This window comes from Hyphomicrobium sp. (genome assembly GCF_009026145.1).
Lineage (GTDB): Bacteria > Pseudomonadota > Alphaproteobacteria > Rhizobiales > Hyphomicrobiaceae > Hyphomicrobium_A.
In genome coordinates, this window is record NZ_WBUE01000010.1 from 47181 (window position 1) to 73085 (window position 25905).

The 25905-nt window shown below is 64.6% G+C and carries 25 protein-coding genes; 16 read left to right on the plus strand and 9 right to left on the minus strand.

Annotated elements, in window-relative coordinates:
* Positions 1-246 precede the first annotated feature (246 nt).
* Positions 247-1734, plus strand: a complete 1488-nt coding sequence (locus F9K20_RS09970; protein WP_291000708.1) for a helicase HerA-like domain-containing protein — start codon at positions 247-249, stop codon at positions 1732-1734.
* Positions 1735-1810: 76 nt separating this feature from the next.
* Positions 1811-2155 carry a cytochrome c gene (locus F9K20_RS09975; protein ID WP_291000711.1) on the plus strand — a complete coding sequence of 115 codons (345 nt, stop codon included), beginning with the start codon at positions 1811-1813 and terminating at the stop codon, positions 2153-2155.
* A 63-nt stretch (positions 2156-2218) separates the two neighbouring features.
* Here F9K20_RS09975 and F9K20_RS09980 read toward each other — a convergent pair whose 3' ends face one another.
* The gene (locus F9K20_RS09980) at positions 2219-2818 is read right to left on the minus strand and encodes a superoxide dismutase (RefSeq protein ID WP_291000714.1); all 600 of its coding nucleotides are present in this window, start codon (positions 2816-2818) and stop codon (positions 2219-2221) included.
* Positions 2819-3359: 541 nt separating this feature from the next.
* Between F9K20_RS09980 and F9K20_RS09985 the strand changes: the two genes are divergently transcribed.
* The 5 genes from F9K20_RS09985 to F9K20_RS10005 all read left to right on the plus strand — a co-directional run bounded on the left by F9K20_RS09985 (position 3360) and on the right by F9K20_RS10005 (position 9135).
* Positions 3360-3671 (plus strand): H-NS histone family protein, encoded by a 312-nt coding sequence (locus F9K20_RS09985; RefSeq protein WP_291000717.1) that lies wholly within the window; start codon positions 3360-3362, stop codon positions 3669-3671.
* 193 nt (positions 3672-3864) lie between these two features.
* Positions 3865-4422 carry a type 1 glutamine amidotransferase domain-containing protein gene (locus F9K20_RS09990; RefSeq protein WP_291000719.1) on the plus strand — a complete coding sequence of 186 codons (558 nt, stop codon included), beginning with the start codon at positions 3865-3867 and terminating at the stop codon, positions 4420-4422.
* A 246-nt stretch (positions 4423-4668) separates the two neighbouring features.
* On the plus strand, positions 4669-4983 hold the full coding sequence (gene groES, locus F9K20_RS09995) for a co-chaperone GroES (RefSeq protein WP_291000722.1): 315 nt from the start codon (positions 4669-4671) through the stop codon (positions 4981-4983).
* A 50-nt stretch (positions 4984-5033) separates the two neighbouring features.
* Complete coding sequence (gene groL / locus F9K20_RS10000) at positions 5034-6680, plus strand: chaperonin GroEL (protein WP_291000725.1); 1647 nt, start codon at positions 5034-5036, stop codon at positions 6678-6680.
* Positions 6681-6909: 229 nt separating this feature from the next.
* Positions 6910-9135, plus strand: a complete 2226-nt coding sequence (locus tag F9K20_RS10005; RefSeq protein ID WP_291000727.1) for a L,D-transpeptidase family protein — start codon at positions 6910-6912, stop codon at positions 9133-9135.
* A 3-nt stretch (positions 9136-9138) separates the two neighbouring features.
* Here the strand turns inward: F9K20_RS10005 and F9K20_RS10010 are convergent, their stop codons facing one another.
* The 3 genes from F9K20_RS10010 to F9K20_RS10020 are packed head-to-tail and all read right to left on the minus strand — an operon-like array spanning position 9139 to position 11353.
* Positions 9139-10413, minus strand: coding sequence for a CCA tRNA nucleotidyltransferase (locus tag F9K20_RS10010; RefSeq protein WP_291000729.1), 1275 nt, complete (start codon positions 10411-10413; stop codon positions 9139-9141).
* Positions 10414-10427: 14 nt separating this feature from the next.
* A complete protein-coding gene (locus tag F9K20_RS10015; protein ID WP_291000732.1) occupies positions 10428-10694 on the minus strand; it encodes a DUF6111 family protein in 267 nt (88 codons plus the stop codon).
* Positions 10691-11353, minus strand: a complete 663-nt coding sequence (locus F9K20_RS10020; protein ID WP_291000736.1) for a CoA pyrophosphatase — start codon at positions 11351-11353, stop codon at positions 10691-10693. Before F9K20_RS10020 ends, F9K20_RS10015 begins: the two co-directional genes overlap by 4 nt.
* Positions 11354-11563: 210 nt before the next feature.
* Between F9K20_RS10020 and F9K20_RS10025 the strand changes: the two genes are divergently transcribed.
* Positions 11564-12724: a hypothetical protein gene (locus F9K20_RS10025; protein ID WP_291000739.1), complete on the plus strand. Its 1161-nt coding sequence runs from the start codon at positions 11564-11566 to the stop codon at positions 12722-12724.
* A 115-nt stretch (positions 12725-12839) separates the two neighbouring features.
* The gene (locus F9K20_RS10030) at positions 12840-13535 is read left to right on the plus strand and encodes an outer membrane beta-barrel protein (RefSeq protein WP_291000742.1); all 696 of its coding nucleotides are present in this window, start codon (positions 12840-12842) and stop codon (positions 13533-13535) included.
* A gap of 4 nt (positions 13536-13539) precedes the next feature.
* On the opposite strand, the gene hemF is transcribed toward F9K20_RS10030, so the two are convergent.
* On the minus strand, positions 13540-14466 hold the full coding sequence (gene hemF / locus F9K20_RS10035) for an oxygen-dependent coproporphyrinogen oxidase (RefSeq protein ID WP_291000746.1): 927 nt from the start codon (positions 14464-14466) through the stop codon (positions 13540-13542).
* A gap of 187 nt (positions 14467-14653) precedes the next feature.
* Here hemF and F9K20_RS10040 point away from each other — a divergent pair, with 187 nt between their 5' ends.
* The 5 genes from F9K20_RS10040 to F9K20_RS10060 all read left to right on the plus strand — a co-directional run bounded on the left by F9K20_RS10040 (position 14654) and on the right by F9K20_RS10060 (position 20518).
* Entirely contained in the window at positions 14654-16519 is a 1866-nt protein-coding gene (locus F9K20_RS10040) for an ABC transporter ATP-binding protein (protein WP_291000748.1), read from the plus strand.
* A gap of 270 nt (positions 16520-16789) precedes the next feature.
* Positions 16790-17362, plus strand: coding sequence for a ubiquinol-cytochrome c reductase iron-sulfur subunit (petA, locus tag F9K20_RS10045; protein ID WP_291000751.1), 573 nt, complete (start codon positions 16790-16792; stop codon positions 17360-17362).
* A 17-nt stretch (positions 17363-17379) separates the two neighbouring features.
* Positions 17380-18660 (plus strand): cytochrome b N-terminal domain-containing protein, encoded by a 1281-nt coding sequence (locus tag F9K20_RS10050; RefSeq protein WP_291000754.1) that lies wholly within the window; start codon positions 17380-17382, stop codon positions 18658-18660.
* Positions 18661-18671: 11 nt separating this feature from the next.
* Positions 18672-19574 carry a cytochrome c1 gene (locus F9K20_RS10055; RefSeq protein WP_291000756.1) on the plus strand — a complete coding sequence of 301 codons (903 nt, stop codon included), beginning with the start codon at positions 18672-18674 and terminating at the stop codon, positions 19572-19574.
* Positions 19575-19639: 65 nt separating this feature from the next.
* Entirely contained in the window at positions 19640-20518 is an 879-nt protein-coding gene (locus tag F9K20_RS10060; protein WP_291000759.1) for an S-methyl-5'-thioadenosine phosphorylase, read from the plus strand.
* Positions 20519-20556: 38 nt separating this feature from the next.
* On the opposite strand, the gene F9K20_RS10065 is transcribed toward F9K20_RS10060, so the two are convergent.
* Entirely contained in the window at positions 20557-22017 is a 1461-nt protein-coding gene (locus F9K20_RS10065; RefSeq protein ID WP_291000762.1) for an MFS transporter, read from the minus strand.
* 126 nt (positions 22018-22143) lie between these two features.
* Positions 22144-22437, minus strand: coding sequence for a YARHG domain-containing protein (locus F9K20_RS10070; RefSeq protein ID WP_291000764.1), 294 nt, complete (start codon positions 22435-22437; stop codon positions 22144-22146).
* A gap of 152 nt (positions 22438-22589) precedes the next feature.
* Here F9K20_RS10070 and pip point away from each other — a divergent pair, with 152 nt between their 5' ends.
* Positions 22590-23534 (plus strand): prolyl aminopeptidase, encoded by a 945-nt coding sequence (gene pip / locus F9K20_RS10075; RefSeq protein WP_291000767.1) that lies wholly within the window; start codon positions 22590-22592, stop codon positions 23532-23534.
* A gap of 3 nt (positions 23535-23537) precedes the next feature.
* On the opposite strand, the gene F9K20_RS10080 is transcribed toward pip, so the two are convergent.
* Positions 23538-23762, minus strand: coding sequence for a hypothetical protein (locus F9K20_RS10080; RefSeq protein WP_291000770.1), 225 nt, complete (start codon positions 23760-23762; stop codon positions 23538-23540).
* Positions 23763-23775: 13 nt separating this feature from the next.
* On the opposite strand from F9K20_RS10080, the gene F9K20_RS10085 reads away from it, so the two are divergent.
* Positions 23776-24651, plus strand: a complete 876-nt coding sequence (locus F9K20_RS10085; RefSeq protein WP_291000773.1) for a cytochrome c — start codon at positions 23776-23778, stop codon at positions 24649-24651.
* On the opposite strand, the gene F9K20_RS10090 is transcribed toward F9K20_RS10085, so the two are convergent.
* Positions 24617-25894, minus strand: coding sequence for a DUF4375 domain-containing protein (locus F9K20_RS10090; protein ID WP_291000776.1), 1278 nt, complete (start codon positions 25892-25894; stop codon positions 24617-24619). The genes F9K20_RS10085 and F9K20_RS10090 overlap by 35 nt on opposite strands.
* Between the last annotated feature and the right edge of the window lie 11 nt (positions 25895-25905).

Below are 25905 nucleotides of genomic sequence, written 5' to 3' on the forward strand. Positions count from 1 at the left end.
TAGGCCGGAGCATCCGCATCGCAGCGGCTGCCGCTCGATCATTCTATAGTCGCTCCTCGTGGCGTTTCGCACGCCGAAAGCGCGCGCTTTAAGGCGCCCGCGTCGCTAGAGCGCGCCGCGCGCCGGGACACATACTTTTCCCCAAGTCCGCCATGCAACCGATGTTTGCAAAGGGTATCCTCCCATGCCAAGAGCGAACGGCGGTCAATCCTTCGAGTCGGGCCGCTTTGGGGGCCGGAGACAGCTATGAGCCAATCGGTTTTGCAGGACGGCATGATCTTCCTCGGTAAGAGCATCAAGCCGGAATACCTCGATCTCAGCCTCGCAAACCGGCATGGCCTCATTACCGGCGCCACCGGCACCGGCAAGACGGTGTCGCTGCAGGTGCTGGCCGAGGGTTTCTCGCGCGCCGGTGTCCCGGTTTTTGCCGCCGACATCAAGGGCGACCTGTCCGGCATCGCCGAGGTGGGCGAGCCGAAGGACTTTCTGTTGAAGCGCGCCGCCGAGGTCGGCCTCGATAACTACAAGAACGGCGCCTCCCCGGTGGTGCTGTGGGACGTGTTCGGCGCCGCCGGTCATCCGATCAGGGCCACGGTCGAGGATATGGGCCCGCTGCTCTTGTCGCGCATGCTCGAGCTCAACGACGTGCAGGAGGGCGTGCTCAATATCGCCTTCCGCGTCGCTTCCGACGAGAAGCTGCCGCTGATCAACCTCGGCGACCTGCGCGCCATCGTCAACAACGTGGCCGCGCGCGCCAAGGAGCTGACGACCAAGTACGGCAACGTGGCGACCAGCTCCGTGGGCGCCATCCAGCGCCGGCTCCTGGTGCTCGAGGATCAGGGCGCCAATCACTTCTTCGGCGAGCCGGAGATTGACATCTGGGACTTCATCCGCACGGCCCCGGACGGGCGCGGCGTGGTCAACATTCTGTCGGCCGAGAAGCTAATGGAGAAGCCGCGGCTCTACGCGACCTTCCTCCTCTGGCTGCTCTCCAAGCTGTGGCAGACCCTGCCCGAGGTTGGCGATCAGCCCAAGCCCAAGCTCGTTTTCTTCTTCGATGAGGCGCATCTTCTGTTCGACGACGCGCCCAAGGGGCTCATGGACCGCATCGAGCAGATCGCGCGCCTCGTCCGCTCCAAGGGCGTCGGCGTCTACTTCATCACGCAAAATCCGATGGACGTGCCGAACTCGGTTTCGGCGCAGCTCGGCAACCGCGTGCAGCACGCGCTGCGCGCGTTCACGCCACAAGAGCAGCGCGCGGTGAGGGCGGCGGCCGAGACCTTCCGGCGCAATCCCGAGCTCGACACCGAACGCGTCATTCTCGAGCTGAAGGTCGGCGAGGCGCTCGTCTCCATGCTGGAGAACAAGGGCGAGCCGTCGATCGTGCAGCGTACCCTCGTTCGCCCGCCCGAGGGCCGCATCGGGCCGATCACCGACGCCGAGCGCCGTGCCCTGATCGCCGCGAGCCCGTTCAACGGCAAATACGAGACGGTGAAGAACCGCGAAAGCGCCGAGGAGATACTCGCGCAGCGCGGCCAGCAGGCCGCGTCGGCAAAGGAGGCCGAGGCATCGAGCGGCGGCTGGAGCGATATCATTTTCGGCGGCAAGGGGCCGAGCGGGCGGCATCGCCAGGGGATGGGGGAGATGATCGGGCGCGAGGTGCAGCGCTCCTTTGCGCGCACCGTGGCCTCGGTCATACGCAGCATCATCATGAAGAGCATCCGCGGACGATGATCGGGCGTTGCGCGGGGTCAATGCGCGAGGAGCGCAGCGGGATCATCGAAGGCGATACGCAAGCAAGGAGGCCCCGATGCTACCAAGACCTCGCACGCTCGCCTTGATCGCCGCAGCGGCCATTGCCGTGGGAGCACCTTGCCTGTCGCTGGCGCAGACCGATGCCGTCAGCAAGGGACGCCTCCTGCTCGAGGCCAATTGCGCCCGCTGTCATGCCATCGGCATGGACGATGAGAGCAAGCACAAGGAGGCGCCCGCATTCCGCGTCGTCGTCACGCGCTATCCTCCCGACAATCTGGCGGAGGCGCTTGCCGAGGGGATAATGTCTGGACATCCCGACATGCCCGAGTTCGTTTTCGAGCCGGCGGAGATCGAGGCGATCACGGCCTACCTCGGCTCGCTCAATTCGCCCGGCAAGTAGGCCGACAACGAAACGGCGCCGACCGCCAAGGCCAGCGCCGTATTCAATTGCCTCCGGCCAAGTCTACGCCGCTTTGGCGGCCATTTCCTCGACGTGCTCCCAGTTGATCAGATTGTCGAACCAGGCCTCGAGATACTTCGGGCGGGCATTGCGATAGTCGATGTAATAGCTGTGCTCCCACACGTCGCAGCCGAGAATGGGCGAGGCGCCGTGCATCAGCGGGTTCTCGCCGTTCGGCGTCTTCAGCAGCTGTAACTTGCCGTCCTTGATCGCGAGCCAGGTCCACCCGGAGCCGAACTGCGTCTTGCCGTTCTCGATGAAGTCGTTGCGCATCTTGTCGAAGCCCCCGTAGCCGTCGACCAGCTTCTGGACGGTACCCGGCAGCTTGGTGCCGCCGCCGCCCTTCTTCATCCACTGCCAGAAATGGATGTGATTGTAATCTTGACCGACGTTATTGATCACCGGCTGCGCCCTATCGGCGTAGGCCTCCTTGCAGATCTCTTCGATGCTCTTGCCTTCGTACTTGCTGCCCGGGATCAGCTTGTTGGCCATGTCCACATAGGCCTGGTGGTGCTTGTCGTGGTGGAATTGCAGCGTTTCGGCCGACATGTATGGGGCGAGCGCGTCGTAGGCATAGGGAAGCGGCGGGAGCTGGAATGTCATGATCTCAGGCCTCCGGAATGGGGTGCTCGGCAGGGAGTGATTTGTGGCGGGAACGTACCGGCTCGCATGCGCCATGGCAAACGCGGCCTGACCAGCCGGGTTCCGCGCACAACCCAACGCTACGCGCGCCTTCGAGTGCACGAGCGGGGAGGTGAGGGCGCAGCGACCCTGAATGCTGCGCCCTCGTGGATCACTCCGGGGAAGATGGGAGTTCAGGGTTACGCACACCTAGGCGCCCCCACCTGAACGGTGGCTGAACAAATCCGGCAGCTCATTTCGGCACCCGAGCGAAAGACGGACACTTTACCCGGCGCCTTTCCCGGCCAACGGCTTCTAACGAAATGCTTCGAAAATCAACGGGTGCGCAGTAGTTGCGCCTAGTGCTCGTTATGGTTGCATGGTTGGCCTGCCAGCGCGTTTTAAATTTCAATGTTTTTTCGACTGTGCTTGACAAATGGAAGGCAAAAAGTAATTGAAGCAGCCGTAGATGTGGCAATTGGCAAATTGCCTTAGTGAAGCGCGCATAAGGAAGGACTGCCGCATGGCCACCCCCAATGTCGATAAGATGTCGCTGAAGGATCTGCTCGAACTCGAAGGCAAGGTGCAGAAGGCCATCAGCGCCGCCCGCGATCGCGAGCGGGCCGAAGTGAAACAGGCATTGGCGCAGCTGGCGGAAAAGCGTGGGTTTTCCGTTTCCGAGCTTTTCGGTGGCCGTGGCCGCGGCAAGTCGAGCGCCGCCAAATACGTCAATCCCGACAACAAGTCGGAGACTTGGACTGGTCGCGGCCGCAAGCCCAATTGGCTGGTGGCGAAGCTGAGCAAGGGCGCCAAGCTCACTGATTTTGCCATTTAGCGCGTTGCTTTTTCCGGCCTTCGGCCGACCCGAATAAAGTAGAACAGGGCCCGCCGGCGAATGATCGCTGCGGGCCCTGTTCTTTTCGCGCGGTCTTCCTTGCCGGCGCGGATATACTCATCACTTATGCTCCGTGTCTGGAACAGAAGTCCTCTGCCCTCGTTATAGCTTTGAGCAGAAATGGGAGAACGCGATGCCGTCCATTGGTGAGAGCCGTATCCTAATCATGGCAACCCACGGCTTCGAGCAATCTGAGCTGGTGAAACCGCTGGAGCAGTTGCGGGCGAAGGGGGCGACGGTGGATGTCGCCGCACCGGAGCCCGGTCAGATCAAGAGCTGGAAGGACAAGAATTGGGGGGCGCCAGTCGACGTCAATCTGACATTGGATGATGTGGAGGTGGGCGATTACCACGCGCTGGTGCTACCGGGTGGGGTGATGAATCCGGACAAGCTGCGCATCAACGACAAGGCGCTGGCCATCATCAAAGCATTCATTCAATCCGGAAAGGTGGTTGCCGCCATCTGCCATGGCCCCTGGCTGCTGATCGAGGCCGGAGTGATTGCGGGCCGCGAGGTGACGTCCTACATCGCCATCCGCACTGATGTGATCAACGCGGGTGGCCGTTGGGTCGATAAGCAAGTGGTCGCCGACGAGGGCATCATCACCTCGCGCCACCCGGGCGACATCGATGCCTTCGTCGCCAAGATCATCGAGGAGGTCGAGGAGGGCGAGCACCGCCGCGCCGCCTGACTTCGGTGCCCGCCAACGAAGCGGTTGCTAAGCCTAAATTAATGCGCCCACGCGGATAGTGGCAGCGCCGGCCTTGACGCGTTTTTTGGCACTCGAAACTTGACAGTGCTAACGGCCTGCATCATATACGCGACGCGGGGCGGAGGAAGGCTTGCAAAAGGCTCGATGCGCTTCCGCTTCCTTAGTCGCGCGCTCCGCCAGCGGCGCTCGCAATAAAAACGCCTGTCATATCATGAGGTTGATACCATGAAGTTCCGTCCTCTTCATGACCGCGTTGTCGTCCGCCGCATGGAGGAAGACACCAAGACCGCGGGTGGCATCATCATTCCGGACACCGCCAAGGAAAAGCCGATTCAGGGCGAGGTCGTCGCCGTTGGGCCCGGCGCCCGCGACGACACCGGCAAGGTGATCCCCCTCGATGTGAAGCCCGGTGACCGGGTGCTGTTCGGCAAGTGGAGTGGCACCGAGGTCAAGATCGACGGCGAGGATCTCGTGATCATGAAGGAGAGCGACATCTTCGGCGTGATCGAGGGCAAGGCCAGCGTTAAAGCCGCTGCTTGAGGCGACTGCCTGAGCCGACAAATAGTACAAGCTTATAGGAGCTTCCCCACATGTCCGCCAAAGACGTGAAGTTTTCGCAGGACGCGCGCGAGAAGATGCTGCGTGGCGTCGACATTCTCGCCAATGCCGTCAAGGTCACGCTCGGTCCCAAGGGCCGTAATGTTGTGCTCGAGAAGTCGTTCGGCGCACCGCGCGTAACAAAGGACGGCGTCACCGTCGCCAAGGAAATCGAGCTCGAGGACAAGTTCGAGAACATGGGCGCCCAGATGGTGCGCGAGGTTGCTTCCAAGACCTCCGACCTCGCCGGTGACGGCACCACCACCGCCACCGTTCTCGCCCAGGCGATCGTCAAGGAAGGCGCCAAGTCGGTTGCCGCCGGCGCCAACCCGATGGACTTGAAGCGCGGCATCGATCTCGCCGTGCACGCCATCGTCGAAGAGCTGAAGAGCAAGGCGCAGAAGATCAAGTCGAACGACGAGATCGCCCAGGTTGGCACCATCTCTGCCAACGGCGACACGGAGATCGGCGCCAAGCTCGCGGAAGCGATGAAGAAAGTCGGCAACGAGGGCGTCATCACCGTCGAGGAGAGTAAGAGCCTCGAGACCGAGCTCGACGTCGTCGAAGGCATGCAGTTCGACCGCGGCTATCTCTCGCCCTACTTCATCACCAACGCCGAGAAGATGGTGGCCGAGCTCGAGAACCCCTACATCCTCATCCACGAGAAGAAGCTTTCCGGCCTGCAGGCGATGCTGCCAGTGCTGGAGGCGGTGGTGCAGTCGGGCAAGCCGCTGCTTATCATTGCCGAGGACGTCGAGGGCGAAGCGTTGGCGACGCTGGTCGTCAACAAGCTTCGCGGCGGCCTCAAGGTCGCGGCCGTCAAGGCTCCGGGCTTCGGCGATCGCCGCAAGGCCATGCTGGAGGACATCGCCGTCCTCACCGGCGGTCAGACGATCTCCGAGGACCTCGGCATCAAGCTCGAGAACGTCACGCTGCAGATGCTCGGCCGCGCCAAGAAGGTGACAATCGACAAGGAGAACACCACCATCGTCGATGGTGCCGGCTCCAAGGCCGACATCGACGCGCGGGTGAAGCAGATCAAGGCGCAGATCGAGGAGACTACCTCCGACTACGACCGTGAGAAGCTACAGGAGCGCTTGGCCAAGCTCGCCGGCGGCGTCGCGGTGCTCAAGGTGGGCGGCGCGACCGAGGTCGAGGTGAAGGAGCGCAAGGACCGTGTCGACGACGCGCTGCACGCCACGCGCGCGGCCGTCGAGGAAGGCATTGTCCCCGGTGGCGGCGTTGCGCTGCTGCGTGCCATCAAGGCGCTCGACAACCTCAACGTCGAGAACGAGGACCAGAGGGTCGGCATCAATATCGTCAAGAAGGCGCTGCAGGCGCCTGCTCGTCAGATCTTCAACAATGCCGGCGAGGATGGGTCGGTGATCGTCGGGAAGATCCTCGAGAACAACAAGTACAACTACGGCTACAACGCACAGACGCTCACCTATGGCGACCTGGTCGCCGAAGGCGTCATCGACCCGGCCAAGGTCGTGCGCTGCGCGCTGCAGGATGCCGCGTCCGTCGCGGGCCTGCTTATCACCACCGAGGCCATGGTCGCCGAGCTGCCCAAGAAGGAGCATGCGCACGCGCCGATGCCCGGCGGCGGCATGGGCGGCATGGGTGGCATGGACTTCTAAAGTCCGCCCACGCCTTAGATGTGGACGAACGGAGAAGCCCCGGCCATGGCCGGGGCTTTTTCGCGATTCGTGAGATATTTATGCCTGCACTGTGGCCGGCATGACCCATGTTAGCCTTGACGGCATATTGCATCGATTGCCACATGCTCCCCTAGTCGTGTGCGTCGGATCCGGCCCAGCCGCGGCCATTTTCTCCATCTAGCTTGCAGGCGCTTTTGGAGACCGAGGGATGATCAGAAAAACGGCTGTATTGACGCGCGTCGGGCTTTTGCCGGCGATCGCGGCGCTTTGCGTCACGAGCTCGCTCGCGGTGCGCGCCGAGAACCCGGCGGCGACGCAGGCCGGCACCCCCACCGGCGCCCAGACGAATGGGGCGCCCGCGGCGACGCCGGCGCCGACTACGGCCGCGGCCCCGATCAAGGTCGAGGATCCGAGCACAAAATCGGCAACCGCGGCGGCGCCGCAGCCGCCGGCTAGTCCGGTGGCAACCACGACAACGGCGGCTACGGAGAACAGCCCCAAGGCCGACGATCCGAGCAAGACTACGTCTCCGACGGTCTCTACGCCGGCAGCTGGCGCGACCGCCGCTGCGTCGCCAGCCGCTTCCACTACCGAACCCGCCAAGCCCGGCGAGCCGCCGAAGGCCACCGCCGCGCTTCCCGATGCGTCGGGCACGACGCCCGACAGCGCGCCCGCCCAGGTGCTGCCGCCGGCCGACCCGATCGTTGCCGGCATCCGCCAGAGGCTCAGCGAACTCGGCAAGAAGGCCAGCGAGGATGATGCCGCCGCACTCGCCGCCTATTACGGCGAGCTGACCGGCACGGCGATTTGGGCTTCGACCTCCGGTCTCACCGAGAAGGGCAAGGCGGTCGTCGCCGAAATCGGCCGCGCCGACAATTGGGGCCTGCCGGCCTCGGCATTCGACGTACCCTCGGCTGGCGCCAGCAACTTGACGCCGGAAGCAGCTGCCGATGCCGAGCTGCAGGTGGCACTCGCGGTTCTGAAGTACGCGCGCTATGCGCGCGGCGGCCGCGTCAATCCCGGCAGCATCTCGCAATTGATGGACCAGCGGCCGACGCTGGTGCCCCCGAGAACGGTCTTGTCCGACATCGCCACGGCCGAGAAGCCGGACGCCTATCTCGTATCGCTGCACCCCAAGCATCCGCAGTTCGAAGCGCTGCGTCAGGTGTTGCTCAAGCTGCGCGGCGGCGAGGTGAAGGAAGAGGTGCCGGTGGTCGATCCGGCGCTTGCCGTGAAGCTGCCGATGGGCCGCATCATTCGCCCCGGAAGCAGCGATGAGCAGGTCGCCCTGCTGCGGCAGCGTCTGAAGGTGACTGCGGATGATCCGGCGAACGAGAACGTATATGATGAGAAGCTGCAGGAGGCGGTGCGCGAGTTCCAGCGCGGCAACGGCCTGCGCCCCGACGGCGTCGTCGGCAACGGGACGCGTCAGGTTCTGAACGGCGGGCCGGCTCCTCCGCCGCCGGCGACCAACGATTCCAAGATCGAGCGCATTCTCATCAACATGGAGCGCTGGCGCTGGGTGCCGGCCGACATGGGCGAGTTCTACGTTTGGGACAACGTGCCGGAGTTCCTCACGCGCATCGTGAAGGGTGGCAACGTGGTCCATACTGACGAGATCATCGTCGGACAGCCGTCCTGGCCAACCCCGATCTTCTCCGCCGACATGAAGACCGTCGTGTTCCGCCCCAGCTGGGGCGTCCCCGCCGGCATCAAGGCCAAGGAGCTGGCGCCGCTCTTGCGCAAGAGCTCTGGCGCGGGCTTCTTCGGCATCTTCGGCGGCGGGTACTCGGCGCAGGCCGTGCTCGACGCCTATGACCTCAAGGCCTACGCGGGTGGCCGCCAGATCGATCCCAACTCCGTCGATTGGGCCAGCGTCAACATCCACAACTACAGCTTCCAGCAACCGCCGGGCCCGAAGAACGTGCTCGGGGACGTGAAGTTCATGTTCCCGAACTCGCATGACGTCTACATGCACGATACGCCCGAGCGGAACCTGTTCGGCAAAGCCTATCGCGCCCTGAGCCACGGCTGCATGCGTGTGCACGAACCGCGCCGCTTCGCCGAGGTTCTCCTCGCCGAGGACAAGGGCTGGTCGGCGGCTAAGGTGCAAAGCATGTTCTCCAGCGGCGGCGAGGTCGGGCTCGACAAGCATATCCCCGTGCACATCACCTATTTCACCGCACGCGTAGATGACGACGGCAAGCTGCATACGTACGGCGATTTCTATGGCCTCGACGGTCGCACGGCCGCGGCGCTGACCGGCAAGTCGATCCGCTTCGAGCAGCCGAGCTACCCGGGCGATGACGTCGTGGCCACGTCCGATGACGGCCCGATCGGTCAGCAGCAGTACACCCGGCGGAAGAAGAAGCAGTCGCAGTACGGCGGCCCGACCTCGCTGTCGGACGCCATCAGCGGGTTGTTCTCACCCTGAGACTCAAGCGTCGCGGCGAGCTGCCAGCTCGCTGCGCGCCAGCTCGCCAAGCTTGGCTGAAATGCGCTCGGGTTGGCTGGGGAAGCCGGCCCCGATCCACCACTCTTCGAAGGCACTCACCACCCGTCCAACCGCCGGGCCGGCGGCGACGCCGAGCGCTATGACGTCGGCGCCGCGCACGGGAAGGCGGGGTGCGCTCCAGCGCTGCGGAAGCCGCAGACGATGGGCACGCGCCGCGTTGCGGGCATCCTCGCCCGAACGCGCCCAACCGAGCAGTGAGCCATCGATGAACGCCTGTGGTCCGTGCCGATAGAGGAACACCTTGGCCGCCGCTTCGTCTATGCGAGGGTCGAAGGCCGGGTCGCCGCGGGCGGCGTTGGCGAGCCGCTCGCCCTCGGCCGACGACAGCCGCAGCCGCTCACGCAGATCCACGCGCGCGTCCGAGGCCAGCGCGGCTAGTCGCAGTACGGCATCGGGCTCAAGCCCCTGCGCCTGCTCGATGGCGGACAGCCGTTCTACGAGGCCGACATCGCCGGCAACGCCGATCAGCGGTCCGATCAGCTCGCTTCTGCGCATGGCGTCAAGGGCCGCCACCGCGCCGGGCGCAACCAACAGCAGCAACAGCTCGGCGCGGATACGTTCGCCGGACAACAGTGTCAGGCCGGCCTTCTCGGCGCGGGCGGCTGCGAGCCCATCGGCGTCGGGGGCGGCGGCGTTGCCATACTGCGCGACGAAGCGGAAGAAGCGCAGTATGCGCAGAAAGTCCTCGCGAATGCGCTGGCGAGCATCGCCGATGAAACGCACGCGCTTGGCTTTGAGATCGGCATAGCCGCCGAGCGGGTCGTGCACGCCGCCCTCGGCGTCGCAGTACAGAGCGTTCATCGTGAAGTCGCGACGCATGGCGTCCTCGCGCCAGTCGGTCGTGAACGTAACGCGCGCATGACGGCCGAAGGTCTCGATATCGCGGCGCAGGGTCGTAACCTCGAACGGCACCTTGTCGGCGATCACCGTCACCGTGCCGTGCTCGATGCCCGTCGGCACCGAATGCAGTCCCGCACGCTGCGCCAGACGCATGACCTCGTTGGGCAATGCCGTCGTTGCGATGTCGACGTCCTTGACGGAGGTGCCCATGAGCGCATTGCGCACTGCGCCACCGACCGCGCGCGCCTCGGCGCCGCCGGTGCGTAGCGCCGCGAAGACCGCACGTGTCTGCGGCCGCCACAGCCATTCGGCCTCCGCCAGGCTAGGTAGCCCGGCGCTGTCCTCTGAGCGCGCCATCCGCTTCCCTGCTGCTACTCGATGTGGCCAGGTTCGATGCGTCCGTCCTTGAGCGAGGGTGGCGTATAAACCTGCCCCGGCTTACCTCCGGTAACCGAGCCGAAGCTGGCGAGGGTGATGATGACGAGCGCCGCTCCGGCAACGAACAACCAGAGCAGTGGCGCGTCGTCGAGCACGCGCATGGCACCTGGCCGCTCCTCGCGTGTCATGTATACGTAGGCGACGTAAACAATCGTCGGCAGGAGGAAGAGGAGGATGTTTTCGGCGACGATACGGATCATGCTAAAAAGAGCCTCTTGTGCATGTTTTTCATTATACCTGCGGTCGCCCCCCAGATGTACCTCTGCCCGAACGGCATAGCGTAAAAGCGCCGCTCTGCTCCGCGCCAGGTGCGCACCTCGGTGCGATGGTTCGCCTCGTCCATCAAAAACGCCAGGGGTACCTCGAACGCGTCCGCCACTTCGCGCTGGTCGAGATTTAGCGCGAATCCCTCGCGTACGAGGCTGACCACCGGGAAAATGCGAAAGCCGGTTCCCGTGCGGTAGGCGTCCAGATAGCCTAGTGGCTCGACGAAGGATGGATCGAGACCGATCTCCTCATGCGCTTCGCGTAGCGCGGTGGCGGTGGGGTCGCGGTCCGTGGGCTCCATCCGGCCGCCGGGAAAGGCGATCTGTCCGGCGTGGCGCGGCAGACTCTCGGTGCGCTGGGTAAGCAGCACCGTCAGCTCCGACCGAGCAACCACGGGTATAAGGACGGCGGCCGGGGCGAGCGGCGCGTATGCAACCTCGGGGACGAGCTCGGGGCTCAAGTCGAAATCGCTCGGGGTATCTGGCACGTGGGGATCGGCGGCAGGCACGGTCTTGCTCAGAACCGCCTCTGCCAGCCGCCGGAAGCCGCGCTCCGAAAATGGCGATGGGGGTGCTGCGCTCTCGTCCTGCATCCTGCGACCATAGCATTGGATTCCCAGGCAGGAATCGCTCCTTAGCGGGTTCCCGCCAAGTTGGGCTCGCTAACCTTCAACAAATCACGATAACGTCCAACTCTCGCGCGAACCTTCGCGCGGTGCGCACCGCGAAAGGAGGACCTGTTGCCGATGCGGCGTTGCCGTCTACGGAGTGCCCTTGTAGCGGCCACTACGGCGGTGGCTGCGTTGGCGGCATGGATCGGCGAGGCGACGGCAGCCAGCGTTCAGGATTTTCTGGCGACACTACCCGCCGCGCAGCAGGGGGCGTTCATCGCCTGGCGCACGGCCAAGAACCAGTATGACCGCCTCCTCGATTCCTATTGGCAGGAGGTGGAGAAGAAGCGCAGCCTGCGCCGCGCCAAGCGCGGCAAGACCAAGTTCTTCGACGCCGACGACTACGTGTGGACGTATCCCCCGACTTACCAAGGGCCGCGGCTCAGCGCCGAGCTCGACCGGCAATGGACGCGCTTCCTTGCGGCGCAAGAGCGTGCCGAGCCCAGCCAGCCGCCCAAGCCGATACCGGGACTGGCCGACTTTCTCGTCGCCGCCAAGAAGCATTACGGCTTTGAGCCGGCGCGCGTGCCGGAGCGGGAGTTCAAGCGGCGATATGCGGAAGAGGCGATCGCCCTCGGTCTCTCCAAAGAGCAGGTGGTGCGCGTCTACGCCCTCGAGACGGGTGGCGACGGCACCGCCGACATGCAGGCCGGCATTCACCCCATCACCAAGAAGGGCAAGCCCATCTCCTCGGCCCTCGGCTACGCGCAGCTCCTGCACGCCAACACCATTGGCGAGCTTGTCAAGCATGGCGATTCCTTCATCAAGCGCCTGCAGCGGCTAAAGGCGGGTGCCCGCGATCAAGTCCGCGCGGACGAGCTGCATCGCAAGATCGCCGCGCTGCAGCTCATGCTACGCAGCGCCAAGTCGGTGCCGGACAACTGGTACCGCCACGTCGCCTTCGCGAAGACGTCGAAGGGGTATGGCATGCACGCCATCAACCTCGACGGCGACATCGGCCCCTGGCTGCAATCGCTGAAGCTGCGCGGCCTCAAGGACTTTGCCGCGCGCAAGGGAGTCACCAACCTCTCGGGCGAGGAGATCGAGCTGATGAATCTCTCGGGACCGGCGACGGGGCTTGAGATGATGCAGCCGGTCGGACTTACCGCGCCGACGCCGAACTTCTTCGCCCGCCGTGCCTACTACGTAAACAAGATGGTGATGGGCAAGACTTCGGCCGAGTTGCTCGCCGAGTTCACGCGTCGCATGGACCTAAGCTCGCGCAAACCCGGCGCGATCGAGTTCGCCCAGGCGTTCGACGAGGCGCGGCAGGAAAAGCTTCCTTGGCGCTGACCGCCCCGCTCCAACGCACCGTCCCCTGCGCACAATTTGCCTGAGGCGGTGCCGTTTTGCATCGGACTTCCGGCGCGCGCGCCTCTAGGATGCGCCTGAAAATTCGGGGATCGACATGAAGCTTAAGTCGTCTGGGCGAGGGGGCGTCAAATCCCTCGCGGTGGTTGCTGTTGCGTTTGCTGTCGGCGTACCGGCCTCGGCGAGCGCGCACGAGTGGTTTCGTATCCCGAGCCTGAGCTACGCTACCGACGCGGAGCTTCCTCCACTGGTCCGGACCGGCTTCATCCTCTCGCCCGACTTCAATATCAGCGACGAGGTGAACCTCGGCGGCACGGGCGGCGCCCTTCTGGAGGATACCGAAGGCTTCTCCATCGGCGCAAAAGTTGGCTATGACAAGCAGATCGGCGATGTCGTCCTCGGCGTGGTCACCGATGGCTTCTATTCGTTCGCCGATGGCGGCGGCCGCGGCGCCGGCGCCGGAAAGTTCGAATCGGAGCTGCAGTACTACGGCACGGTGCGCGGCCGCCTCGGCTACGCCCTCGGCCGCCTCATGGTGTACGGCACGGCGGGCTACGCCTACGGCGAGCTGGAGGTCACCGACATCACCACCGGTGCGTCCGACAGCGAGATGCTGAGCGGCTGGACGTATGGTGGCGGGCTCGAATACGTGTGGAATGGCGACATCACTTTGCACGCCGGGTACCGGCGCATCGATTTTGATGATCAGACATTCTCCGTCCTGCCGGGGGTGCAGAACAGCCTGTCGCCCGAAATGGACGTTTTCGATTTTGGTCTCGTAAGGCGCTACTGAGCGATCACGGCCACTTAACTATCGGCGGCATCGACGACAGGATGGCGTCGACGTTGCCGCCGGTCTTGAGGCCGAATACGGTGCCGCGATCGTAGAGCAGGTTGAACTCGACATAGCGCCCGCGGCGCACCAGCTGCTCCTCGCGGTCGGCCGCTTTCCACGGCAGCGCGAAGTTTCCGCGCACCAGCATCGGGTAGACGCGCTGGAATGCGCGCCCGACGTCTTGCGTGAAGGCGAACGCCGCCTCCCAGCCGCCCTCCGCCTCGGTGGGGGTCAGGTAGTCGTAGAAGATACCGCCGACGCCGCGTATTTCCTTGCGGTGCGGCAGGCAGAAATATTCGTCGCACCAGGCCTTGTAGCGCGCGTAATCGGCCACGCTGTGCGGCGCGCAGGCGCCGTACATGGCGGCATGGAAGGCGAGAGTGTCGGCATCGCTCTGCGTGCGCCGGCGCTCGAGCACCGGGGTCAAGTCCGCGCCGCCGCCGAACCACCATTTCGACGTGACGACCATGCGCGTATTCATGTGCACGGCCGGCACGTTTGGGTTCTGCGGATGCGCGATCAGCGAGATGCCGGAGGCCCAGAACTCCGGGTGCTCCTCGGCGCCGGGAATCTGCTTGCGGAATTCGGGCGCGAACTCTCCATGCACCGTCGAGGTGTGCACGCCTACCTTCTCGAACACGCGGCCATGCATCAGGCTCATGACGCCGCCGCCGCCCGGCGCGCCGCTATGGTCGGTGCGCTCCCATGGCGTGCGCACGAAGCGTCCGGGGGCACGGTCGGAAAGCGGTGCGCCGGCGGGAAGGTCGTCCTCGAGCTTCTCGAATGCCGAGCATATCCCGGTGCGCAATTCCTCGAACCACGCACGCGCCGTCTCCTTGTGCTCGGCGAGCATTTCCGCCTCGCGCATCGGCTCCTCAAGCTCGGCCATGCCCGCTCGTCCTCGAACCCTTTTGTTGGCGCAATTCCCCCTATATATCCCCTGCAACGATGTCTAGGGGCGCATCTCCGGCAGGGCTCCCAAGACCAGGAAAAGCCCTACATTCTACGCTCGGCCTGCACTCAGGGGCATCCCGCCGGCGCCTCGTGTCACGGCCCGCATGGGTCCGGAGCTCAATATGATCGCCCGCATCTTTAGCTGGCTCGAAACGCGCATCGAATCCTTCCCGGCCGAGCAGCCGATCATGCCGCCGCCGTCGTTCTGGGGGTTCGTCTTTCATTACACGCGGCCGTTCTGGCCGCTGCTCGCCGTCTCCGCTGCCCTTTCGGCGACGATCGCGCTCATCGAGGTGTCGCTGTTCGGCTTCCTCGGCAATCTCGTTGATTGGCTATCGAAGGCCAACCGCGGCACGTTCTGGACAACACATGGGACCTTCCTCATCGGCATGGCGATCGTCGTGCTGCTGATCCTGCCGGTGCTGAAGTTCTTCTATGAGTCCGTCGTCCATCAGGGGCTCATCTCGAACTTCACCATGCGCACGCGCTGGCAAGCGCACCGCTACGTGCTGCGCCAGTCGATGGCCTTCTTCAACAACGACTTCGCCGGCCGCGTAGCCACCAAGGTCATGCAGACCGCCATGTCGGTGCGCGAGGTGGTGATGAAGATCACCGAGGTGCTGCTGTACGTCGCCATCTATTTCACTGGCGCCGTGTTTCTCTTCGCTGCCACGGACATGCGGCTGTCGGCGCCGCTGATCCTGTGGCTCGCCGGCTATCTCGTCACCATGCGCCACTTCATCCCTCGCCTGGGACGCATATCGCATCTCCAGTCGGACGCGCGCTCGATCATGACCGGGCGGGTCGTCGACAGCTACACGAACATCTCGACGGTGAAGATGTTCGCCCATGCCGAGCGCGAGGATACCTACGCTCTCGAGAGCATGAGCACGTTCCTCGACACGGTGCGCCAGCAACTCAGGCTGGTTACGCTGCTTACCGTGGCGCTCAACTGCCTCAATGCGGCGCTGCTCTTCATGGTCGCGGGAACGTCTCTGTGGTTGTGGTCGATCGACGCCGTCACGACCGGCGCCATTGCCTTGTCGATCGGCCTGGTGTTGCGCCTGCAGGGCATGTCGCACTGGATCATGTGGGAGGTCGCCGGGCTGTTCGAGAACGTTGGCGTCGTGCAGGACGGCCTCGAGACGATCGCGCGTGAGCGCAGCGTCGTCGATGCGCCGGGTGCCAAACCCCTCCTCGTGACCAAGGGCGAGATCGTCTTCGATCACATCCGCTTCAACTACGGACGCGATGCGAGCACCGGGCGCGGCAGCGTCATCGAGGATCTGTCCTTGCGCGTGGCCCCAGGCGAGAAAGTCGGGCTCGTCGGCCGCTCGGGAGCTGGCAAGTCGACCCTCGTAAGCTTGCTTTTGCGCTTCTACGACCTCGACGGCGGCAGGGTGCTGATCGATGGCCAGGACATCGCGCAGGTTACCCAGGACAGTCTGCGCGCCCAGATAGGCATGGTCACGCAGGACACCTCGCTGCTACACCGTTCGGTGCTGGACAATATCCTCTATGGGCGCCCCGACGCCGTAGCGGCGGACGCCATTGCCGCGGCAAAGAAGGCTGCCGCGCACGATTTTATCGGCAACCTCGAGGACCTGAAGGGCCGCACCGGCTACGAGGCGCACGTCGGCGAACGCGGCGTGAAGCTGTCGGGCGGCCAACGCCAGCGCGTCGCCATCGCACGTGTGCTGCTGAAGGATGCGCCCATTCTAGTTCTCGACGAAGCGACCAGCGCGCTCGACAGCGAGGTGGAGGCAGCGATCCAGGAGCAGCTCGCCAACCTCATGAAAGGTAAGACGGTCATCGCCATTGCCCATCGCCTGTCCACGATCGCGGCCATGGATCGTTTGATCATCATGGACGAGGGCCGCATCGTGGAGCAGGGCACGCATGCCGAGCTCCTGCGCCGCGGCGGCCTTTACGCCGAGCTGTGGGCGCGCCAGTCGGGAGGATTCCTGGCACAGGACGCAGCGGAATGACATTTGTCAGTGCTTTGCAACGCTCAGGCCGCCGGCCCGCATGCGCCAAATTGCCTAGGGCTTTCTGCGTGCGCGGGGTTGAGCGTTAGTGCGAAGAATGTCAATAAACCGCATGGCAAATCGCCTGGTTCTATAGGCCAATCGCGTTGACCGTGCCCGGGCTCGCTGGCATCAGCCTTCGCAGCGCGGGCGTCGTTTCTGCCGGCGGCAGCCGACGGATCTCAGTTCAACGCGACATGTCTTCAGTCCAGCGATCTAGCGGAGGCACCCGTGGCAATTGACGCCGAAGAACCGGACCGCAGGGACTTCCTCGTTCTGGCGGCCAGCGCCTTCGTCACCGTTGGTGGCGCCCTGACGCTGTGGCCCTTCATCCAGCAGATGAATCCCGACGCGGGCGCGCAGGCGCTCGCCTCCATCGAGGTCGACCTCGCCCCGGTCAAGGAAGGTCAGGCGATCACCGTGCTGTGGCGCGGCAAGCCCGTCTTTATCCGCCACCGGACGGCGGAGGAGATCGCGACCGCCAAGGCCGTAGACATCAAAGAACTGATCGACGAGTACGCCCGCAACGACGCGCTGCCCGAGGATGCCTTGGCGACGGATCCAAACCGCACCAAGGAAGGGCACGAGAACTGGCTCATCATGGTCGGCATCTGCACGCACTTGGGCTGCATTCCCAAGGGGCAGGCGCTGGGTGACAAGAAGGGCGACTTCGGTGGCTGGTTGTGCCCGTGCCACGGCTCGCACTACGACACGGCGGGGCGCATCCGCAAGGGGCCCGCTCCGCGCAACCTAGAGGTGCCGGTCTACGGCTTCATTTCCGACACCAAGATCAAGATCGGCTGACGAGCGGGCGGGGCTCCATGTCTGGACACGGGATGATCCACGGAACGAGCTACCAGCCGACGACCAAGTTCGGCAAATGGATGGACGCGCGCCTGCCCATCGGGCGGATGATGCACACGCAGTTCATCGATTTCCCGACCCCGCGCAATCTCAACTACCTGTGGACCTTCGGCGGCATCCTCACCTTCATGCTGGTGGCGCAGATCGTCACTGGCATCGTGCTGGCCATGCACTATCAGCCGAGCGCGGAGGGGGCCTTCGATTCGGTCGAGCGCATCCGCCGCGACGTGAACTTCGGCTGGCTGATGCGGAACCTGCACGCGGTCGGCGCCTCGATGTTCTTCCTCGCCGCCTACATCCACATTTTCCGCGGCCTCTACTACGGCTCCTACAAGGCCCCGCGCGAGGTTCTGTGGATCATCGGCGTGTTGATCTTCATCGTCATGATGGCGACGGCGTTCATGGGCTACTCGCTGCCCTGGGGGCAGATGAGCTTCTGGGCGGTCACCGTCATCACCAACCTGTTCTCGTCCCTCGACAGCATCTGGAAGGGCCTTGGCACCGCCATCGTCGAGTGGCTGTGGGGCGGCTACTCGGTTTCCGGGGTGACGCTCAACCGCTTCTATAGCCTGCACTATCTGCTGCCGTTCGTGATAGCCGGCCTCGTTGGCCTGCACCTGTGGGCGCTGCACATCGTCGGTCAGAACAGCCCGACCGGCCTCGATATCAAGACCGCCTCCGACGCCGTGCCGATGAGCCCCTACGCGACATCGAAGGACGCGGTCGGCATGTTCGCGTTCCTGCTTCTGTTCGCGTGGTTCGCCTTCTTCCTTCCCGACTATCTCGGACATGCCGACAACTACATCCCCGCCGATCCGCTGGTCACGCCGCCGCACATTGTGCCGGAGTGGTACTTCCTGCCCTACTACGCGATCTTGCGCGCGATCCCATCTAAGCTCCTCGGCGTCGTCGCCATGTTCGCGGCCATCGGCATCCTGCTGTTCGTGCCGTGGCTTGACACCAGTCGCGTGCGCTCAACCAAGTACCGGCCCATCTACCGCTGGTTCTTCTGGCTGTTCGCTTTCACCTGCGTGGCGCTCGGCTGGCTCGGCTCCAAGCCGCCCGAGGCCGAGTATGTGTTCTGGGCGCGCATCTTCACGATCTACTATTTCGCGCACTTCCTCGTTGTGATGCCGGTCCTCGGGTGGCTTGAGACGCCACTAAAGGTGCCGGGCTCGATCACCGAGGCGGTGCTCGGTAAGGAAAAAGGCGCGAAGCTGGCGTCGGCCAAGTCCTGAGGGGGGCTCATATGAGACGACCGGAGCTCAGGTGGCGCAGTGCGGCGGTAGCCGTCATTGCCGCGCTATCCTTAGCTGGTGCTGGCGCGGCGGGCGTTGTGCGCGCTGCCGACGCGGCCGCCGGCGGGGAGCACGCCATCGAGCGTCAGGACTGGTCCTTCGCCGGGTTCACGGGCCAGTATGACAAGGCCCAGCTGCAGCGCGGCTTCCAGGTCTACCAGCAGGTTTGCACGGCCTGCCATGGTCTGAAGCGCGTGCGCTTCCGCAATCTCGCGGAACCGGGCGGTCCGGAGTTCCCCGAGGAGGCGGTAAAGGCGCTCGCGGTCTCATGGCCGTATCAGATTTCCGGCGTGCTCGACGATCAGGGCAACCCGATCGATCGCCTACCCGGTCTCGCCGACCCCATCATCGGGCCTTACAAGAACGACGTGCAGGCGCGCGCAGCTCAGAACGGTGCCCTGCCTCCCGACCTGTCGCTGATCACCAAGGCGCGCAACGTGGAAAGCCACGCCGGTTGGTACAGCCAGTGGTTCTTCATGCTGCGCGATATGGTCATCGGCTATCAGGAGGGCGGCGCCGATTACCTCTATGCTCTGCTGACTGGATATTACGACCCGCCGTCCAGCATGCAGATGACCGAGGGCATGAACTACAACGTTGCCTTTCCGGGTCATCAATTGGCAATGCCGCCGCCGCTGTCCAAGGACAGTTTCGTCGAGTATCAGCCGGAGTCGGGCGTCAAAGGCTCGCTGGAGCAGAATGCGCGCGACGTCACGGCTTTCCTCGCCTGGGCAGCCGATCCGAGCCTCGACGGCCGCAAGCAGCTGGGCTGGCAAGTGCTGCTTTATCTCGCCATCACCACCGTCCTGCTCTATCTCGTCAAGAAGCGGATCTGGTCGCGCGTGAAACACTGACGTCCACTCGCCGCGTCGGCGTCGGTGTCGTGATCGGGGTTCGTGAAGATGGTTTGGAGGGGGCCGTGGTCAAGTCCGTCCTGGGGATCGTCGGCGGCAGCGGTTTCTACAACCTGCCGGGCATCAAGAACCCGCATTGGGAAAAGGTCTTGAGCCCCTGGGGCGACCCATCCGATGAGATCCTTTTCGCCGAGCTCGACGGCCTGCCCTTCCGCTTCCTGCCGCGTCATGGCCGCGGCCACCGTCTCTCGCCGACCCACATCAACTTTCGCGCCAACATCGACGCGCTGAAGCGCGCCGGCGTCACCGACCTCGTCTCCATCTCGGCCTGCGGCTCCCTGAAAGATCAGTTTGCACCCGGCCACTTCGTGCTCGTCGACCAGTTCATCGACCGCACCTTCGCGCGCGAGAAAAGCTTCTTCGGCGAGGGCTGCGTCGCGCACGTATCCATGGCGCACCCGGTGAGCCCCCTGCTCGTCGACGCCGTCGAGCAGGCCTGCAAGGCCGAGGACATCGATCACACCAAGGGCGGTACGTACCTCGTCATGGAAGGTCCGCAGTTCTCCACGCGCGCCGAGTCGTTCCTCTACCGCAGCTGGGCTTGCGACGTGATCGGCATGACCAACATGCCGGAGGCCAAGCTCGCCCGCGAGGCCGAGATCTGCTATTCGACCGTCGCCATGGTCACCGACTACGACTGCTGGCACGAAGAGGTGGCGCACGTCGATGTCGCTGCGGTGATCGCCGTCATGAAGGGCAACACGGAGAAGGCGCAGCGTCTCGTGCACAAGCTCGCCGAGATTTTCCCGCGTGAGCACCCGCCGTGCCCCATCGGCTCCGATACGGCGCTCGACGTTGCCATCATTACGCCGCCCGAGGCGCGCGATCCCAAGCAGATGGCCAAGCTCGACGCCGTCGCCGGCCGCGTGCTCGGCAAGCCTTGAACGGGTGGCCGCTCAGCTCGGCGAGGCGCCGCGACAGCTCAGCGTCCGGTCTTTTCCAGATTGGCACCCATGGTCTCGATACGGAACAGGTAGGTGACGGCCGCCCCTGCCAGCGAGGCTACGACCAGGGCATAGAGCAGGGCTTGCGTGCCGATGTCGGCGATGACAATGGGGAAGAAGAACGCCGTCAACACCGCGCCGATCTTGGCGAAGGCGGCGGCCATGCCGGCGCCCTTGGCGCGGATGTGCGTGGGGAACACCTCGCCGGCCAGAAGGTAAGTCTGTGCGTTCGGGCCCACGTTGGTCATGAAGTTGAACAGCATGAAGCCGGCGAGAACGAGCAGGGTGCGCACGGGGGCTGAGAAATCGGCGGAGACGGCGGCAAGCAGCAGGCCCACCGCGCAGCCAATAAAGCCGACGATTTGCAGCTTGATGCGGCCAATGCGGTCGGCCAACAACACCGCCGCGATGATGCCGACGATCAGCAGCACGTCGATCAGGCCTGCTCCCTTGGCGGCGAGGATCTCCTGGTGGACGAGGGCTGCCGTCCCGTGCGCGTGCTCGGTTTGATGGCCGAACGTCGCGGCGAGGATGGTCGGCGTGAAGATGCCGATGCCATAGGTGCTGAGATCCTGCAGAAACCACGGCACGGCGGCGAGAATAGTCGCGCGGCGATTGCTCGGCTTTAGCAGTGCGGCATAGCCGTCCTGGGGCTCGGAGGCGCTGCGCGGACCGGGTAGTGCCAGCGCGATGTCTTTCGGGTATGGCGGGTTGCGCGTCAGCAGCCGCATCGTCTCGGAGCGGGCGTCTATGAGCCTTCCCCGCGCCACCAACCATTGAGCACTCTCGGTGACGTAGAAGCGGCCGATCACCACCAAGAGCGCCGGGGCGATCGCCGTGGCGTACATCCAGCGCCAGGCGCCTACGCTGGGATCGATGGTCAGGATTACGTAGCCGATGATCGTGCCGGTCAGCGCGCCCACGGCCTGGAAGCCGAAGGCGCTCAAGACCAGGCGACCGCGCACCGCGCTGGGGATGCTCTCCGAGATGATCAGGTGCGCCGTCGGATAGTCACAGCCGAGCGCGACGCCGATGCCGAACAGGGCGACGACCAGCCAGAAGTAGCTCGGACTCAGGGCCGCGAGTACGAGGAACAGCATGAAGATGATCATCTCGACGATGAACATCGGCTTGCGGCCGAACGTATCGGCGAGGCCGCCGAGCACAAGCGCACCAATCAGGATGCCGAATAGGCTCGCTGCCCCCACCACGCCGTGTTCGGCTGCTGTCATGGCGAATTCGGCGCCGATCAAGGGGATGGCGACGCCGGTCATGAAGACCACGAGCCCCTCGAAGAATTTCCCCGCCACCGCCAGGCCCCAAATGCGCCACTGCATGTCGGTCAGCGGGACTGACGGGACGCCCGTGCCGTCCGCCCAGCGAGGCATCTCGTCGATGTAGTCCTGAACGGACTTGGCGCCGTCTCGTGCCGCGCTCACTGCCACGACGCTCCCCCGCTTTTGGGCCTTAGGCTTGTGTAGCTGTTGCGGCTGCTTCCGGCGCCTGTCGGAGGCCGATTATAGGGGAAAGCCAGGGCCCCGGAACCCTGGCTCCCCTAGTGGACATCAAGCGATCAGCAGCCGTTGACCTCTTCCCTCTTCCCAGTGCCGGTAGGTCATAACGCGCTTCATCTCCTTCTTCGACAAGGGCACGTCGATGTAGCAGTCCGCATTGCCGAAGTACTTGATGGCCTTCTCTGTCTTGAAGCAGTAGCCGTTGGCCTTGTAGATTTGGTTGCGCTTCACCCAGAGCTCCTTGCAGCTCATGGCGTCCACCGGCAAAGCCTGCGCCGATGCAGCGATGATGCCCAAACCGGCGGCGGGCGCGAGGGCTGCCGCGGCGAGGCGAGTGGCGTACATCTTGGTTTTCCTCTCCTTTTTCGCTTCCACGTACCGGTCGCGCACGTGCGTCCTTGAGCGGCGCACAACGCCGGCCAGCCGCTATAGAGGCGGTGATTGCGCTTGCGCTGTTCTCAAGGGAGCGGCACACACGGCGCATGCCTGATCAAGCGATGATAGAAGAACCACTGCGCCCCTTCGATGCGCGCATGCTCGCCGTCGGCGACGGCCATTGGCTGTATGTCGAGGAGGTGGGACGGCGCGACGGCACTCCGGCGCTGTTTCTGCACGGCGGTCCGGGCAGCGGCGCGCAGCATGCGCATCGCCGGCTGTTCGACCCGTCGCGCTTTCACGCCCTGCTGTTCGATCAGCGCGGGGCTGGCCGCAGCCATCCGTATCTCTCGCTGACGGCCAACACCACCCAAAGCCTCATCGCCGACATCGAGGCGATCCGCGAGCATTTCGGCATTGAGCGTTGGCTCGTCGTTGGCGGCTCGTGGGGCTCGACGCTGGCCATCGCCTACGCCGAGGCGTTCCCCGAGCGCGTCAACGGGCTGGTGATGCGTGCCATCTTCCTCGGTACGCACGAAGAGGTCGAATGGGCCTTTGTTGAGGGCCCGAAGCTGTTTCGGCCCGATCTCTTCGCCGAATTCATCGCCCTATTGCCTGAGGACGAGCGCAGCGATCCACTGACGGCTTACCTGCGCCGGCTCGCCGACCCCGATCCTGCCGAGCAGGCACCGGTGGCGCAGGCCTGGGCCGCGTACGAGCGCGCATTGTCGGAGTTGGCACCGGCGCAGACGCGGCTCACCGCGCCAGTCGGACAGAGCGCGCGGCTGCCCCCGACGCCGATCGTCGAAGGCCACTACATCCGCAACGATTTCTTTCTCGAGCCGGACCAGCTGCTGCGCGATGCCCACCGGCTGCACGGCATTCCCGGAGTCATCGTGCAGGGTCGCTACGATCTGCTGTGCCCGCCCAAGTCGGCCTATGCACTCAGCCAAGCGTGGGGGAATTGTAGGCTGCAGCTCATCGACAAGGCGGGACATGCCATGACCGAGCCCGGGGTCACCGAGGCGCTCGTTGCCGCCATCAGCGAGGTGGGCGAGAGGCGCTGATGCTCAGCCGCTCACCAGCCGCTTTGCCGCCACCTCGTGGCGACGCTGGTATTCCTGCTCCATCGCCACGATGTGCCGATAGACGTTCTCCAACTCCTCCTTGCGCTCCTCGCTCTGCGCCTCCTCCAGCCATTGGGCGAACTCCTCGCGCAGCGTAAACAGCACCTCGAGCGCGCCGGTGGTCTCGTGTAGCTCGACTTGCGCGTCCTTGCCAGCAGTGCTCGGCATGTTGAAGGTCCCTTTGCCCGCAGCGATCGCGGCACGCTACATTGGCGCCCTGAGCCGCGCAATTCTCGAGGGTCCCGTGCGCCTAGCCCTACTTTCTTTCGCCCTGTTGCTGCTCGCCATCGCCATGGCGCGGGCCGAGACCGGCACGCTGACGCTGGCGCTCGGGGGGCGCGAGCAGCGCTTCACCGCAGCCGAACTTCTGGCGCGGCCCGACGCGGCGACGATCACTGTCGCCGATGATGTGTCTTACAAGCGCGCGATGACCTATCGCGCGGTGCCGCTGCTTGCCCTCATCGGCGCCGCGTCGGAGGTCGATACCCTCGAGGCGCGCGCTTCCGACGGTTTCGTCTCGCAGATCCCCATGGCGCTGGTAGCCAAAGGCGCGAATGGCGGCAGCATCGCCTGGATCGCCGTCGAGGATGCGGGTGCGCCTTGGCCGCCGCTACCGGGCAAGGATGTCTCGGCGGGTCCGTTCTATCTCGTATGGGAGCACCCACAGCGGTCGAAGGTCGGCACCGAGCTGTGGCCGTATCAGACGGTCGCCATCACCGGCGTTGAATCGCCCGCCCACCGCTGGCCGCAGATGCGGGTGGCCGATGATCTCGCCGCCGACGTGCCGGCGCGGCGCGGGCAAGCGGTGTTCACGACGCAATGCATGCCGTGCCATCGCATGAAGGGGGCCGGTGCGGCCGACGTCGGCCCGGACCTCGGGCAGCCGATGAATCCAACCCAATACCTGACCGCCGAGGGCCTGCGCGCTTTGATTCGCAACCCGAAAGCGGTCCGCACCTGGCCGCAACAACAAATGCCGGCGTTCGATCAAAAGGCGCTGCCCGACGCCGATCTCGATGCGGTCATCGCCTATCTCGCGCACATGGCGCAGCGTTGATCGCTAGCAGGGCAGCATCTTCTTCTCGCGCGCGTAGATGGTCATGGCGGACCAAATGCCCGGGCCACCCTCGACCGCTACATTGACGCCTAGGCACGACTGTCGGGCCGCCGTCGAGGTCGTAGAACTCGTCGGTCAGTGCCTGCAGCTGCCTGTCCCAATCGCTCCACTCCGGCCGATCGAAGAAGCGGTCACGGCGCTGCTGCATGTCGCGCGGATACTTGCCGGGGAATATAGCCATCGCCCCTTTGAAGATCGCCGCCTGGCGCTCGAGCCCGAGTTCAATGAGCGCATCGTAGACCTCCGGTGCGACCGCGCCGCTGGAGTTGTAGAAGAACTGGTGCACACCGCCGTTCTCGAACTCGGTGTTGAAAACGTCCATGACGAATAGCGTGCGCTGCTCGGTAGTCAGAGACGCAAGCTGGGCAGCGACCTCGGCGTCGGATTTATCCCAGATGTCGATACGCCGGGTGAGCGCCTGGTTGAGGTAGCGCAGGCGCGCGATCTCGCCGAGCTGTGCGCGCTTGGCCTCGATCTGCTGCCACAGCGCCGGCGTTCGCTCGACATAGGCGACCATGGCTTGGCCGAAGGTCTCGCGCGAGCCGAACGAGGCGGCGGTCTCCAGCATCCGCCTGTCGAAATCGTTGAGTGGTGTATCGAGCGAGGAATAGGAGAAGGCCTTGGCGCGCGTTTCGTTGTCGGCCGGATAGGTCGGTCCGAACAGCTCCATCGCTCGCAGGAACAGCTCGTGCTCGCGCCTCAGCCCCGCAACCTGCAGCGCATCGCGAATGGCCGGCGCGTGCACCCCCGCGCTGAGGAAGAAGAACGTGTGCAGGCCGTCGCGGCCGAGCGCTGCGCGCAGGACGTCGAGCAGCACCAAGGTGCGCATGTCGGCATCGAGCGGCGCCAGGGACGCCGCGAACGTTTCCGGCCCGTCCAGGATAGAACGCACCGAATAGCGGCCGACCGTCTCGCTGATGAGGTCGGCGAAGGGCACATGAAGGATGTCGGCATCCGGCTCTGCAAACTTATCCTCGGGCCCCTTGCGCACACGACAGCCGTTGTCACTGACGTCCTTGGAATACGAAGGAATGGGAACGCGGATGTCCTTCGGGTCGTCGCTCTTCTTCCTTTGCGTTGCGGCCGGCTCGTCCTCGGTCGCCGCGCGCAGGTCGGCAACGCTGGCCGCTGCCGTTAGGGCAAGGCATGTGGCCAGCATCCCGATGACGCGCAGCATACGCATGGACGTGAGCG

What these genes read in the sequence shown, in the direction of transcription:
- F9K20_RS09970 (WP_291000708.1), top strand. Translation starts at nt 247, where the DNA reads ATGAGCCAATCGGTTTTGCAGGACGGCATGATCTTCCTCGGTAAGAGC.
- F9K20_RS09975 (WP_291000711.1), top strand. Translation starts at nt 1,811, where the DNA reads ATGCTACCAAGACCTCGCACGCTCGCCTTGATCGCCGCAGCGGCCATT.
- F9K20_RS09980 (WP_291000714.1), bottom strand. Translation starts at nt 2,818, where the DNA reads ATGACATTCCAGCTCCCGCCGCTTCCCTATGCCTACGACGCGCTCGCC.
- F9K20_RS09985 (WP_291000717.1), top strand. Translation starts at nt 3,360, where the DNA reads ATGGCCACCCCCAATGTCGATAAGATGTCGCTGAAGGATCTGCTCGAA.
- F9K20_RS09990 (WP_291000719.1), top strand. Translation starts at nt 3,865, where the DNA reads ATGCCGTCCATTGGTGAGAGCCGTATCCTAATCATGGCAACCCACGGC.
- groES (WP_291000722.1), top strand. Translation starts at nt 4,669, where the DNA reads ATGAAGTTCCGTCCTCTTCATGACCGCGTTGTCGTCCGCCGCATGGAG.
- groL (WP_291000725.1), top strand. Translation starts at nt 5,034, where the DNA reads ATGTCCGCCAAAGACGTGAAGTTTTCGCAGGACGCGCGCGAGAAGATG.
- F9K20_RS10005 (WP_291000727.1), top strand. Translation starts at nt 6,910, where the DNA reads ATGATCAGAAAAACGGCTGTATTGACGCGCGTCGGGCTTTTGCCGGCG.
- F9K20_RS10010 (WP_291000729.1), bottom strand. Translation starts at nt 10,413, where the DNA reads ATGGCGCGCTCAGAGGACAGCGCCGGGCTACCTAGCCTGGCGGAGGCC.
- F9K20_RS10015 (WP_291000732.1), bottom strand. Translation starts at nt 10,694, where the DNA reads ATGATCCGTATCGTCGCCGAAAACATCCTCCTCTTCCTCCTGCCGACG.
- F9K20_RS10020 (WP_291000736.1), bottom strand. Translation starts at nt 11,353, where the DNA reads ATGCAGGACGAGAGCGCAGCACCCCCATCGCCATTTTCGGAGCGCGGC.
- F9K20_RS10030 (WP_291000742.1), top strand. Translation starts at nt 12,840, where the DNA reads ATGAAGCTTAAGTCGTCTGGGCGAGGGGGCGTCAAATCCCTCGCGGTG.
- hemF (WP_291000746.1), bottom strand. Translation starts at nt 14,466, where the DNA reads ATGGCCGAGCTTGAGGAGCCGATGCGCGAGGCGGAAATGCTCGCCGAG.
- F9K20_RS10040 (WP_291000748.1), top strand. Translation starts at nt 14,654, where the DNA reads ATGATCGCCCGCATCTTTAGCTGGCTCGAAACGCGCATCGAATCCTTC.
- F9K20_RS10050 (WP_291000754.1), top strand. Translation starts at nt 17,380, where the DNA reads ATGTCTGGACACGGGATGATCCACGGAACGAGCTACCAGCCGACGACC.
- F9K20_RS10055 (WP_291000756.1), top strand. Translation starts at nt 18,672, where the DNA reads ATGAGACGACCGGAGCTCAGGTGGCGCAGTGCGGCGGTAGCCGTCATT.
- F9K20_RS10070 (WP_291000764.1), bottom strand. Translation starts at nt 22,437, where the DNA reads ATGTACGCCACTCGCCTCGCCGCGGCAGCCCTCGCGCCCGCCGCCGGT.
- pip (WP_291000767.1), top strand. Translation starts at nt 22,590, where the DNA reads ATGATAGAAGAACCACTGCGCCCCTTCGATGCGCGCATGCTCGCCGTC.
- F9K20_RS10080 (WP_291000770.1), bottom strand. Translation starts at nt 23,762, where the DNA reads ATGCCGAGCACTGCTGGCAAGGACGCGCAAGTCGAGCTACACGAGACC.
- F9K20_RS10090 (WP_291000776.1), bottom strand. Translation starts at nt 25,894, where the DNA reads ATGCGTATGCTGCGCGTCATCGGGATGCTGGCCACATGCCTTGCCCTA.